Raw genomic sequence first — 12331 nt, 5'->3', positions numbered from 1 at the left:
AGGGTAAAAAAAGAGTCAGAAGACAGGAAATCCTGCCTTCCAACTCTTTTTTTAGTCTCCCATTGATTTAAAGGAAGGGTTTTTCAGTGGCCTCAGATTTACTGGTACAGCTTTTTTTACGCAGAAAAGCTTGCAATTATATAATTTCTAGGTAGAATGATAGATAAGAACAGATGTTCTCATTTTGGAGGGGGTGTAGACATGCCGTTAATCTCACCGGAAGAAGCCGCCCATTTTGAAAACATGATTTATTTGCCAATGGTTCTCATTATTTTGGAACGGGACCGTGCATTATTCGAAAAAGGCTCTTTCAAGTTAAAAAAACCTTACATAGAATTAGTTGATGGAGCGATCAAGCAAGTACAGAAAGAATTGAAAGAAACAAAAATCCACATGAGGAAACATCACATGAAAATGCTGCGCGGAACAGGTGATGACACCTTTACCGAATACATCTTTTATCATGGGGGCTATGAAGACCACCGGCGTTATTTGAATTTGCGCCTCCGCAATAGGGTGGAAGAGTTGATGCGCATATACTTGGCGTTATCGTATAAAGAGCTTTAGTCAAGAGGATATTGTGTTCTTGGTGGATATGTACGTTTTGCTACATAGGTCATTTGATGTTTGTGCATTTCTTGTGCCCGTTTAAAATACCGGCGCAAAGAACCCGCGAAGGAGTGCTGATTTCTTAAGGCGATAGGGGAAACATCCAAATGCACGGTTTCGCCATTGCTTAAGTAGACAATACTGCCGCCTCTTCCGCTGTCATCGCTTTCCACTAAATCGACAGCATCAAAGTTAAACCAAACGGCATCTTTGTTTTTTGGCGAATGGGTGGGGAAGAAGATGAGCGGGTTGCCATAGTACTCTCCGATGATGATTGGGGGTTTGTGTTTAACGCGGACCGCTTTTTGGGCGTATAAAGTAGCGCTTTCCATTGATCCGCGGTAAAAGCTACAGGAACTAGTTACAGTTTTGTACGTAGATTCTTCTACAAGAAATTCACTTCGGTCTTCAATAACCCGGGTCCATGTCCGTCGGCCGTCATTATAAGGCAATAGCGCATAAGTATTGCTGCAAATTGTATAGGACAAAGAATGATTCTTATTGCCCATGAAAAAACACCCCCAAAATTTACTTTCCATTTCTAATTATAATAAAAAATGGGAATTCTGCAAGAGCAGGAAACAGAAAATATATTTTTTTCTATTTCATCGGAATTTTCAAAAAACGATTGATTCTTTATAAGCTTTTAATGTATACTAATGAAAAGCATTTGGGGTGAAGCAGAATGGAAAATTATTATTCTTATGCTGATTTCATGAAAGCAATGGCTCAAACGAAAAAGATAACTGAGGCGGAAAAACTGCTTAACGATATTTATCTAGATCTTTTCCTCAAGCATGTTCACCGTTCACAACAAGAAGAACAGCTAATGGCCCTGATCGATGAAGCCCTGGATAGCAACGACCGAGACGCTTTTAAAACTTATTCCGCTCAATTACAGGCTTTGAAGCAAGAAGAAGCCTGAATGATAAAAACCGCTCCTTTCAGGAGCGGTTTTTTATTTTGCTTATTTTAAGGAATCTTTTAAGGAATCTTATAAAAAACATACGTTCGCTTTTTGTTAGGGTATTTTTAGGGCATATGATAAAATAGAGAGACCGAAAAAACGGGAGGACAGCGAATATGAAACAAGAGTTCAACCTACAAGCACCGTACGAGCCAGCTGGCGATCAGCCGGCAGCCATTGCCCAATTGACTGAAGGCATCATTAACGGCAAGCGGTGTCAAACTTTGCTTGGGGCGACTGGGACAGGGAAAACCTATACGATGTCCAACGTCATCCAGCAAGTGAAAAAACCGACGCTTGTCATGGCCCACAACAAAACTTTAGCGGGCCAGCTTTACAGCGAGTTTAAAGAATTTTTTCCTGACAATGCAGTCGAGTATTTTGTTAGTTACTACGATTACTATCAACCAGAAGCGTATGTTCCGCAATCTGACACATATATAGAAAAAGACGCCAGCATTAATGATGAAATAGATAAGCTGCGCCACTCTGCCACAAGTTCCTTATTTGAACGCGATGATGTTATTGTTATCGCTTCAGTATCCTGCATTTACGGCCTCGGTTCGCCGAAGGAATACCGGGAGCTTGTCGTTTCTCTCCGAAAAGGGATGGAAATTGAGCGAAACCAGCTGCTTCGGAAATTGGTCGATGTCCAATATGAACGCAATGACATCAATTTTATCCGCGGTACATTCCGTGTGCGAGGAGATGTGGTCGAAATATTTCCGGCATCACGCGATGAAAGATGTTTGCGCGTTGAATTTTTTGGTGATGAAATTGACCGGATCCGTGAAGTAGATGCCTTAACAGGCGAAATTATCGGTGAACGTGAGCATGTTGCCATCTTCCCTGCATCCCACTTCGTAACACGCGAAGAAAAGATGGTCAAAGCGATTGAAAACATCGAAGCAGAATTGGAAGAACGCTTAAAAGAAATGCGGGCAGAAGACAAATTATTGGAAGCGCAGCGCCTTGAACAGCGTACACGTTATGATTTGGAAATGATGCGGGAAATGGGTTTTTGTTCAGGAATCGAAAACTATTCCCGCCATTTGACACTGCGACCTCCAGGTGCCCAGCCTTATACGCTTATTGATTATTTCCCAGAAGATTTTCTGCTGGTAGTCGATGAAAGCCACGTAACATTGCCGCAAGTTCGCGGCATGTTCAACGGTGACCAAGCGCGCAAGAAAGTGTTGGTGGACCACGGGTTCCGTTTGCCATCGGCAATGGACAACCGGCCATTGACATTTGACGAGTTTGAAAAACACATTCACCAAGCGGTGTTTGTCTCAGCAACACCTGGACCCTATGAGCTGGAACATACGCCGGAAATGGTCGAACAAATTATTCGACCGACCGGGCTGCTTGACCCGACAATTGAAGTGCGTCCAATAGAAGGCCAGATCGATGACTTGATGGACGAAATCCAACAGCGGGTCGATCGCGATGAGCGGGTATTGGTCACTACTCTGACAAAGAAAATGTCGGAAGATTTAACTGCTTACTTAAAAGAAGCGGGCGTCAAAGTAAACTACCTGCACTCTGAAATCAAAACGCTTGAACGGATTGAAATCATTCGTGAGTTGCGAATGGGTGTTTACGATGTCTTAGTTGGCATCAACTTGCTCAGAGAAGGTCTGGATATACCGGAAGTATCGCTTGTGACAATCCTGGATGCCGACAAGGAAGGATTCCTGCGGTCCGAACGTTCACTTATCCAAACAATGGGACGGGCGGCGCGTAACTCGAATGGCCATGTCATCATGTATGCCGACAAAATGACCGATTCCATGAAAAAAGCGATCGACGAAACCACTCGCCGACGGACAATCCAAGCAGAGTACAACGAGAAACATGGCATTACGCCAGTTACGATACAGAAGAAAATCAGAGACGTTATCCGCGCTACTGTGGCAGCAGAGAGTGGAGAGGAATATGTGTCAAAAGCGGTGGCCGGCAAGAAGCTCAAAAAAGAAGATCGCATGAAGCTGATCACTTTGATGGAAAAAGAAATGAAAGAAGCGGCAAAGGCGCTCGATTTCGAACGGGCGGCCGAGCTGCGTGATACAGTTCTTGAATTGAAGGCGGAAGGATGAGGTAACGTGAAAAACCAGGAAATACGGATACAGGGCGCTCGGGCGCATAATTTGAAAAATATCGATGTCGTCATTCCGCGCGATCAATTGGTTGTTATGACGGGGCTTTCGGGATCTGGGAAATCTTCTTTGGCATTTGATACGATTTACGCAGAAGGGCAGCGCCGTTATGTCGAGTCGCTGTCTGCGTACGCACGCCAGTTTCTTGGCCAGATGGATAAGCCGGATGTCGACTTGATCGAAGGGCTGTCGCCGGCCATATCGATCGACCAGAAAACGACCAGCAAAAATCCCCGTTCAACAGTCGCTACCGTGACGGAAGTATACGATTATATGCGCTTGATGTATGCGCGCATCGGCAAGCCGATTTGCCCCAATCATGGTATTGAAATCTCTTCCCAGACGATTGAGCAGATGGTTGACCGCTTGACCGTCTATCCGGAACGGACCCGGATGCAGATTTTGGCGCCAATCGTTTCAGGACGGAAAGGGACACATGCCAAATTGCTTGAAGATATCAAAAAACAAGGATACGTCCGTGTCCGCGTCAACGGAGAATTGGCGGACCTGGATGATGACATCAATCTTGATAAAAACAAAAAGCATTCGATAGAAGTGGTTATTGACCGCATCGTCATGAAAGAAGGAATTGCACCGCGCCTCAGCGATTCTCTTGAATCGGCTTTGCGGCTAGCAGAAGGGCGGGTGCTGGTCGATGTTATGGAGCAAGAAGAGCTGTTGTTCAGCGAACACCATGCATGCCCGATTTGCGGCTTTTCAATTGGTGAATTAGAGCCGCGCATGTTCTCGTTCAACTCGCCATTTGGCGCATGTCCGGAATGCGACGGCATTGGCCACAAACTGGAAGTCGACCCGGAACTGGTGATTCCCAATTGGAGTTTGTCTTTAAACCAAGGCGCCATTGTTCCTTGGCAGCCGACGAGTTCGCAATATTACCCGCAGTTGCTGCAAGCTATCTGCAAGCATTTCAAAATTGACATGGATGTTCCCGTCAGTGAGTTGCCGGAAGAGCATATAGAAGTGCTTATGAAAGGGTCCAAAAAAGATAAAATCCGTTTCCGTTATGAAAACGACTATGGCCAAATCCGCGACAATCATATTTATTTTGAAGGAATTTTAGCGAATGTTGACCGCCGTTACCGCGATACGACATCTGACTATATCCGTGAACAAATGGAAAAATACATGGGACAGCAGCCGTGTCCAGCGTGTGATGGCCATCGCTTGAAACCGGAATCGCTGGCAGTAAAAGTAAACGGGTTTCATATCGCCAGCGTCAGTGAATTTTCCATTATTGAAGCGATCCAGTTTTTCTCTAACTTGGAACTGTCAGAAAAAGATATGCAAATAGCTAAACTGATTTTGCGGGAAATCGAGGAGCGCCTTGGATTCCTCAATAATGTCGGACTTGATTACTTAACGCTTAACCGGGCATCCGGCACGTTATCAGGTGGAGAAGCGCAGCGCATTCGCCTGGCTACTCAAATCGGCTCCCGTTTGACCGGCGTTCTCTATATTCTGGATGAACCGTCTATCGGTCTGCATCAGCGAGACAATGACCGGTTGATCAGCACGCTGAAAAATATGCGGGATATCGGTAACACATTAATCGTCGTGGAACACGATGAAGATACGATGCTTGCGGCGGATTACCTGATTGATGTGGGGCCGGGAGCTGGGGTCCATGGAGGAGAGATCATCGCTTCCGGGACACCGGAAAAAGTGATGAAAAATAAAAAATCTTTGACTGGGCAATACTTGAGCGGTAAGAAGTTCATTCCGCTGCCTGCGGAACGGAGAAAATCCGATGGCCGGAAGATTACCATCCGCGGAGCGAATGAAAACAACTTGAAAAACGTCAATGTTGATATTCCACTGGGCGTGTTCACTGCAGTGACCGGCGTATCCGGTTCCGGAAAAAGTACGCTCATCAATGAAATCTTGTACAAATCGCTCGCCAATAAATTGAACCGGGCAAAAGCGAAGCCTGGGCAGCACACATCGGTCGAGGGGATTGAAGAGCTGGAAAAAGTGATTGATATCGACCAGTCGCCGATCGGCCGGACGCCGAGATCCAACCCTGCTACGTACACAGGTGTTTTTGATGATATCCGAGATGTTTACGCGGCGACGAACGAAGCAAAAGTGCGCGGCTATAAAAAAGGGCGATTCAGCTTTAACGTCAAGGGCGGGCGCTGTGAAGCTTGCCGCGGAGATGGTATCATTAAGATAGAAATGCACTTCCTGCCGGATGTCTATGTACCGTGCGAGGTTTGCCATGGCAAGCGGTATAACCGGGAAACGTTGGAAGTGAAATACAAAGACAAAAACATCGCCGATGTTTTGGCGATGACCGTGGAAGACGCCTACTCGTTTTTTGAAAACATCCCGAAAATCAACCGCAAGCTAAAGACAATTGTAGACGTAGGATTAGGCTATATCACCCTTGGCCAACCGGCGACTACGTTATCAGGAGGGGAAGCGCAGCGCGTTAAACTGGCATCGGAACTTCATAAACGCTCGAACGGCAAGTCGTTCTACATTTTGGACGAACCGACTACTGGCTTGCATGCGGATGATATTTCCCGTTTGCTCCTCGTATTGCAGCGTTTGGTGGACAACGGAGATACAGTCCTGACCATTGAGCACAATTTGGATGTTATCAAAACAGTCGACCACATCATCGATTTAGGACCGGAAGGCGGAGATAAAGGGGGAACCATTTTAGCTGCTGGAACACCAGAAGAAATTGCCAAAGTGAAAAACTCCTATACCGGCAAATACTTGCATCCGATTTTAGAACGCGATCGTGCGCGCATGGATGCACTCGTTACAAAAGCGACACGCAAGAAAAAAGTGGCTAAGTGAAACTTTTCTCCCGTTTGAACGTATCAATTAGAAGAATACAAGTCTCGGATTTTTTCAACTAAAGCGGTCTAAACGCTTTAGTTGAAAAAACGGAGGCATCATGAGGAGGCCGCACTACATGCAAAACGAAAAAGAACGCATATTGGATATGGTGGAAAACGGAACAATTTCCGCAAGAGAAGCTGTAGAATTGCTGAGAGCTATTGATGGCGGAGACTCATCGCGTGAATCATCTTATGGCCGCGACCGATATCGTGACAAACGTGAAAGCAGCCGGCGTGGCTTCTTCAGGCCGGAAGATGTAATCAAAAAATTCTCAAAAGATATGTCCCGGGATTTCAAGAAAGATTTCTCGAAAAACATGACCAAGGATTTTAACGAGCTGGGCGACCGGATGAAGGACTTTGTACAAACTTCTGTTGGAAAGCTGAAGACCATGGAATTTGATTCTCCTTTTGGGGAAGCTGTTCAATTTGAGCATACGTTTACGCAGGAATTCATGAATGTCAACAAGATCATTGCCGATTTGGCGAATGGACAACTTGAAGTGTTTCCTTCCCAGGATGAAACGGTTCGGGCAGAGTGCCGTGTGAAAGCTTACCGGACTGAATCGGAAGAACAGGCTAAACAAGATTTCATTGATAAATTTGTCTTTATCGCAGATGATCAGAAACTGCGCATCATCAGCGACATGAAAACGACTCAAGTGAATATTGTTCTGTATGTTCCGGCTGCATCGTATCAGGAAATTATCGTCCGGTTGTTCAATGGCGGATTCTCGATGAAACGGGTCGATGCGAGCTTGATTAAAGTGAAAACGGCGAACGGCAAAATTGAGTTGAAAAATGTTGCTTTTGATGATGCCGAATTGGAAACGGCAAATGGTGCTATTCAAGTGGTGGAAGTCAGTGGGAAAGTGCTTGAAACCGAAACATTGAATGGCCGCATTTATGTGGACGGCGATGTGCAGACCATGACAGCTAAATCAATGAACGGCAACGTTGTTGTAACTTCAAGAAACAAAGAAGCACGGAAAGTCGAAGCTAAAACACTAGCTGGCAATGTGGAACTTTACATTCCGTCGCATTTGCCATTAAAAGGGGAAGTTTCTTCTACTCTAGGCAAACTGGATGTGTTGTTGTCCGATGTGGATAATACACATGAGCAAGGGCAATTGATGCAGAAGATGATCCGTTTTTCAAAAGAAAGCGGCGAAGCAGTAGCTGCTCCTTTACTGGTGTACGGAGAAACCAAAACAGGAACTGTTTTGGTGCGCTATTTAACAATCGAGTGAAAAACATAAGAAGAGCCGGTGCATGTTCAATGCGCCGGCTTTTTGTTGTGATAAAATAATATTAGCAATTAATGGACTAGGAATTTACGGACAAAGGAGGAATTGGAATGGCAGATGGATTAAGCGGCAAGGAAATAAAAGCAGTTTATGAAACGTTGGTAAAAGACCCGTCGGTAAAAAAAGCGCTCGACTTTATTCATAGGGACCATGAAAACACCATTGCAGACCAAATAGCGATTACGGAAATTCCGGCTCCACCGTTCAAAGAGCAGCAAAGAGCAGAAGATTTTCAGCGACGCTTGGAGGAACTTGGCCTTGAAAAAGTGGAGATGGATGCAGAAGGGAATGTCTACGGTGTGCGTCCTGGCAGTGGGAAAGGGCCGAAGCTTTTTGTTTCCGCCCATTTGGATACGGTTTTTCCGGAAGGCACGGATACGAGCGTGCGAAAAGAAGATGGGATCTTATATGCGCCAGGAATCGGCGACGATACGAGAGGGCTTGCAGAATTGCTGGCGGTGGTCCGTGCATTGAACGAAGCGGGCATCGAAACGGTCGGTGATCTTGTTTTTGGTGGTACTGTCGGAGAAGAAGGGGCTGGCGACTTGCGCGGAGTCAAAGCGTTTTTTGCTGAGCATCGGGACATCGACGGTTTTCTATCCTTGGATGGACCAGGCTTCAATCATATTACATATTTAGGCACAGGCAGTTTCCGGTATACGATTACGTACAAAGGCCCAGGCGGACACAGCTTCGGCGATTTTGGAACACCGAGCGCGACACATGCACTGGGACGGGCAATTGCAGCTATCGCTGACCTTGAAACACCCGAACAGCCAAAAACGACTTTTTCAGTTGGAGAAGTGAAGGGCGGAACATCTGTTAACGCCATCGCTCAAGAAGCCAGCATGGCAGTTGATCTTCGCTCGAACGATGCTGCAGCGCTAGAGGAGCTCGACAACAAATTTCTAGCGATTGTTGAAAAAGCGGCAGAAGCAGAAAATGCCAAATGGAAGGATAACCGGATAACAGTAGATATCAAACGGTTTGGAAACCGTTCTCCTGGCAGCCAAAGCGCTGATGCACCAATAGTTCAAGTGACGTGCGCTGCAGTGGAGGCCATTGGCGGAATTCCGAAATTGGAAACACCTAGCAGTACTGATGCCAACCATCCGATGAGCTTAGGCATCCCGGCAATCACCATTGGTCTCGGAGGCACTTTTGGCGGTGCCCATACGCTTGAAGAATGGCATAATCCGAAAGATGGGCATTTGGGTATCCAGAAAAGTCTAATGACCATACTTGGATTGGCGGGTGTGCAAAACACGAGTCCTGCCTTGCTGGCAAAATAAGCGGAAGAATATGCAAAAGCTCGGCCGACGGGTATCAGTCGGCCGAGCTTTTATTTGTTCTCTGGATACATTTTTTGCAAAAACGCAATCGACTGCAAAACTAACGCCTTCAGCACGTCCATATCAACATCGTCTAATTTATTGATATAGACACACGCTTTGCCGCTGGTATGCTTGCCAAGTTTTGAAAGCAGCTTGTCGCGCTCAGTGTCGCCAGTCGCAAAATACAAACTGATTTTTGCTTTCCGGGGCGAAAAGCCGACAAGCGGCGCATCTCCGGAATGGCCAGAGGCATAAACATAATGATAAGAGCCGAAGCCAATAATGCTCGGCCCCCACATTTTAGCGGGATAGCCGCTTGTTTCTTCAAAGAGCTGAAGAAGTTGATAAGCATCTTCTCGTTTTTTCGGGTGTTCTATGTTTTCGATAAATTCAGCAACATCCGCATCGGTCGCTCTGGTTTTCGGATCATACATATAAGCCCTCTTTTCTTGGTATGGTTATAAGCAATGCATGGCGCTTTCCGCTTCGTTCCACGGCACTTTATAGCCATGGCCTTTTGCGCAGAAAATGGAGGTGGATGTGTACTCGGGATCCGCATCTTTGTTATAAGCAATTTTTTCAATGATCTCTGCTTCATTGTGGCATCTGTCATAACCGGCTAAAAGCAAGCGCAGCATGCCTTTGCCATGGGTGAATGATGCGAATTCAGTGCTGTAATTCATGAACGTGGCGACTGGAACGGTGCCTTCAATTATGGCTTTTTCACCGTTCATTTCAGGTGCTTCAAAACGTCCGGAAGCCTGCTGGATGTCAGATAGAACTCGGCCCATTTGTTCAATATCGACCTTTATTTTAAAACGGTAGATCGGCTCGAGCAATCGATTCTCCGCTTTTTCAAGCCCTTGGCGAAGCGCCCGGTAAGCGGCTTCCCTAAAATCGCCGCCAGACGTATGCTCATTATGGCCTCTGCCGGTCAGAAGTGTAATTTTCACATCGGTCAAAGGAGAGCCAGTCAGTAAGCCGTGATGGTCGCGTTCAGACAAATGGTGGAGCACCAAGTTTTGGTTGCCGACTGACAAAGCATCCGCATGGCATACATTGGCTAACACGACACCGCTGCTGCGTTCGGTTGGTTCAATTTTTAAATGCACTTCGGCATAGTGGCGAAGCGGCTCGAAATGGCCATAGCCGTTCACAGGCGCCTCAATCGTTTCCTTATACAAAATTTCCGGATCGCTAAATGATACGGAAAAGCCGAATCGGTCACGGACCACTTGCTGCAGCACTTCAAGTTGGATGACGCCCATGACGTGAATGTGGATTTCCTGAAAATGTTCGTCCCAAACAACAGCGAGCGTCGGATCCTCGGCATCAAGGCGCTTGAACCACTTTAGCACTTCTTTCGGATGGAGCGACGGATCGAACAGCACCTTAGATTTCAAGGCAGGAACCGATTCCTGTGGGCTGGCACCGACATGGTTGCCGACACCATCTCCGATCGTTGCTTCACTCAAGCCAATAACGGCGAAAAGCTCGCCGGCACTGGCTTGATCAACTGCTTGGAATGTACTGCCGTTATAGCGGCGGATTTGTGTCACTTTCTCTGATTTGCGGTTATCCTTGCCGCCATAGCTGACTTCGTCACGGACACACAATGAACCGCTATGCGCTTTGAGGAACGTTATGCGGTTGCCGTTTTCTTCGTGGCGGATTTTGTAAACTTGCGCGGCAAATGGTTGGTCCGTATTGTAATCGGTTGTGGTCAAGAGGTCGAGTTTTTCAAAAAAACCGCTTATGCCAATATCCTGCAAAGCGGATCCTGCAGCGCACAAAAAGACTTCGTTTGACCGAACCATCTTTTGAAGAGCCTGCAGCCAAATATCTTCGGCATAACCGGATTCCATATAACGCTCCAGCAATTCTTCATCCCGCTCAGCAACAAACTCGGCCAGTTCTTCATCCATGACCCCATGATGGAAAGAATGGGTGATGTCGATAACACTGTCAGTCAAATGGGATTTTATCTCGTCTAGCACCCGATTTTCATCGGCGCCTTCCCGGTCAATTTTATTGATAAAGAAAAAGGTAGGGACTTTATGTTTCCGAAGCAGTTGCCATACGGTTTCAGTATGGCTTTCAATGCCTTCGACCGCGCTAATGATAACAATAGCGTAATCCATTACTTGTACCGCACGTTCCATCTCGGGGGAAAAGTCGACATGGCCAGGGGTATCAATCAAAAAATAAGTGGAATTATTATACGAAACCACCGCTTGATCGGCGAAAATGGTTATGCCCCTGTTTTTCTCAATTACATGGCTATCGAGAAAAGCATCTTGATGATCGACCCGGCCACGCTGCCGGATACTTTTCGTGTGGTAGAGCAATTGTTCAGAGAATGTCGTCTTGCCGGCGTCGACATGGGCCAGAATTCCAATTGTTTTGTTCATGGGTCACCTCGTTGTGTAGCTTCTTCTATCCATAGTGTAGCAGAAATTGGAGAGAAGGATTAAACGCAAAAACCTGCAGAAGCCAGGCTTCTGCAGGTTTTTCAATTCCGGCTATAACAATCGATACCGAAGGCGATGGCTCTTGCGCATCGCTTTTGATAAGCATCTGTTTTTAAAAGCGCCAATTCTTCCGGGTTTGTCATAAAGCCGCATTCAATCAAAACAGCAGGCATTCGGGTATCTCTGAGAACGGCGAAATCAGCTTGTTTTTGTCCCCGGTTTCTTCGGCCGGTCGCTAACAGCAAGGCTTGATGGATAAAAGCTCCCAATCTTTTTGTTCCTGCAGATGCTGCGGAATAAGTGAAGGTTTCAATGCCATTTGCAGCATTGAACGAGTTGCCAAAAGCATTGGCATGGATGGATACGAAAATATCCATTTTTAAGCGGTTGGCAAGTGCGGTCCTTTCATGGAGAGGGACATCTTGATGCAGGTCATGGCTGAAAATGACCGTATGGCCCATAGCCATCAACAGTTTTTTTACTTCCTCTGCAACAGGCGAATTGAAATGGAATTCCCTTAGCCTGCCATCAGGTGAACGTTTGCCTTTTGTTTCGGGACCATGTCCGGCGTCAATCATTATTTTCATTGAAAAAAGCCTCCTTTCTTGCTA

Annotated in this window: 10 protein-coding genes; 6 read left to right on the top strand and 4 right to left on the bottom strand. The window is 46.3% G+C overall.

Annotated features, from left to right (window positions below; genetic code table 11):
- Positions 1-201: 201 nt before the first annotated feature.
- Positions 202-567: a YhjD family protein gene (locus B0H99_RS13430; RefSeq protein WP_106534198.1), complete on the top strand. Its 366-nt coding sequence runs from the start codon at positions 202-204 to the stop codon at positions 565-567.
- Here the strand turns inward: B0H99_RS13430 and B0H99_RS13425 are convergent.
- Positions 564-1118, bottom strand: coding sequence for a competence protein ComK (locus tag B0H99_RS13425; RefSeq protein WP_106534197.1), 555 nt, complete (start codon positions 1116-1118; stop codon positions 564-566). The genes B0H99_RS13430 and B0H99_RS13425 overlap by 4 nt on opposite strands.
- Before the next feature lie 176 nt (positions 1119-1294).
- Here B0H99_RS13425 and B0H99_RS13420 point away from each other — a divergent pair, with 176 nt between their 5' ends.
- From B0H99_RS13420 to B0H99_RS13400, 5 genes are all read left to right on the top strand, one after another.
- Positions 1295-1534: an IDEAL domain-containing protein gene (locus B0H99_RS13420; protein WP_106534196.1), complete on the top strand. Its 240-nt coding sequence runs from the start codon at positions 1295-1297 to the stop codon at positions 1532-1534.
- 158 nt (positions 1535-1692) lie between these two features.
- Entirely contained in the window at positions 1693-3675 is a 1983-nt protein-coding gene (uvrB, locus tag B0H99_RS13415; protein ID WP_106534195.1) for an excinuclease ABC subunit UvrB, read from the top strand.
- 6 nt (positions 3676-3681) lie between these two features.
- Entirely contained in the window at positions 3682-6564 is a 2883-nt protein-coding gene (uvrA, locus tag B0H99_RS13410) for an excinuclease ABC subunit UvrA (RefSeq protein WP_106534194.1), read from the top strand.
- A gap of 118 nt (positions 6565-6682) precedes the next feature.
- Positions 6683-7858 carry a DUF4097 family beta strand repeat-containing protein gene (locus B0H99_RS13405; protein ID WP_106534193.1) on the top strand — a complete coding sequence of 392 codons (1176 nt, stop codon included), beginning with the start codon at positions 6683-6685 and terminating at the stop codon, positions 7856-7858.
- A gap of 107 nt (positions 7859-7965) precedes the next feature.
- Positions 7966-9207 (top strand): M20/M25/M40 family metallo-hydrolase, encoded by a 1242-nt coding sequence (locus B0H99_RS13400; protein WP_106534192.1) that lies wholly within the window; start codon positions 7966-7968, stop codon positions 9205-9207.
- Positions 9208-9257: 50 nt separating this feature from the next.
- On the opposite strand, the gene B0H99_RS13395 is transcribed toward B0H99_RS13400, so the two are convergent.
- The 3 genes from B0H99_RS13395 to B0H99_RS13385 all read right to left on the bottom strand — a co-directional run bounded on the left by B0H99_RS13395 (position 9258) and on the right by B0H99_RS13385 (position 12307).
- Positions 9258-9683 (bottom strand): DUF1801 domain-containing protein, encoded by a 426-nt coding sequence (locus B0H99_RS13395; RefSeq protein ID WP_106534191.1) that lies wholly within the window; start codon positions 9681-9683, stop codon positions 9258-9260.
- Positions 9684-9707: 24 nt separating this feature from the next.
- Positions 9708-11660, bottom strand: a complete 1953-nt coding sequence (locus B0H99_RS13390; protein ID WP_106534190.1) for an elongation factor G — start codon at positions 11658-11660, stop codon at positions 9708-9710.
- Positions 11661-11761: 101 nt separating this feature from the next.
- Positions 11762-12307, bottom strand: a complete 546-nt coding sequence (locus tag B0H99_RS13385; RefSeq protein ID WP_106534189.1) for an N-acetylmuramoyl-L-alanine amidase family protein — start codon at positions 12305-12307, stop codon at positions 11762-11764.
- Positions 12308-12331: the final 24 nt, after the last annotated feature.

The sequence above is a fragment of the Planomicrobium soli genome, from assembly GCF_003014655.1.
Lineage (GTDB): Bacteria > Bacillota > Bacilli > Bacillales_A > Planococcaceae > Planococcus > Planococcus soli_B.
The sequence above is the reverse complement of the archived record's forward strand: the minus strand, read 5'-3'. Positions and strand labels throughout refer to the sequence as shown.

Bases quoted from the DNA above. Each gene is read 5' to 3' on its own strand.
- B0H99_RS13430 (WP_106534198.1), top strand. From the start codon at position 202: ATGCCGTTAATCTCACCGGAAGAAGCCGCCCATTTTGAAAACATGATT.
- B0H99_RS13425 (WP_106534197.1), bottom strand. From the start codon at position 1,118: ATGGGCAATAAGAATCATTCTTTGTCCTATACAATTTGCAGCAATACT.
- B0H99_RS13420 (WP_106534196.1), top strand. From the start codon at position 1,295: ATGGAAAATTATTATTCTTATGCTGATTTCATGAAAGCAATGGCTCAA.
- uvrB (WP_106534195.1), top strand. From the start codon at position 1,693: ATGAAACAAGAGTTCAACCTACAAGCACCGTACGAGCCAGCTGGCGAT.
- B0H99_RS13405 (WP_106534193.1), top strand. From the start codon at position 6,683: ATGCAAAACGAAAAAGAACGCATATTGGATATGGTGGAAAACGGAACA.
- B0H99_RS13400 (WP_106534192.1), top strand. From the start codon at position 7,966: ATGGCAGATGGATTAAGCGGCAAGGAAATAAAAGCAGTTTATGAAACG.
- B0H99_RS13395 (WP_106534191.1), bottom strand. From the start codon at position 9,683: ATGTATGATCCGAAAACCAGAGCGACCGATGCGGATGTTGCTGAATTT.
- B0H99_RS13390 (WP_106534190.1), bottom strand. From the start codon at position 11,660: ATGAACAAAACAATTGGAATTCTGGCCCATGTCGACGCCGGCAAGACG.
- B0H99_RS13385 (WP_106534189.1), bottom strand. From the start codon at position 12,307: ATGAAAATAATGATTGACGCCGGACATGGTCCCGAAACAAAAGGCAAA.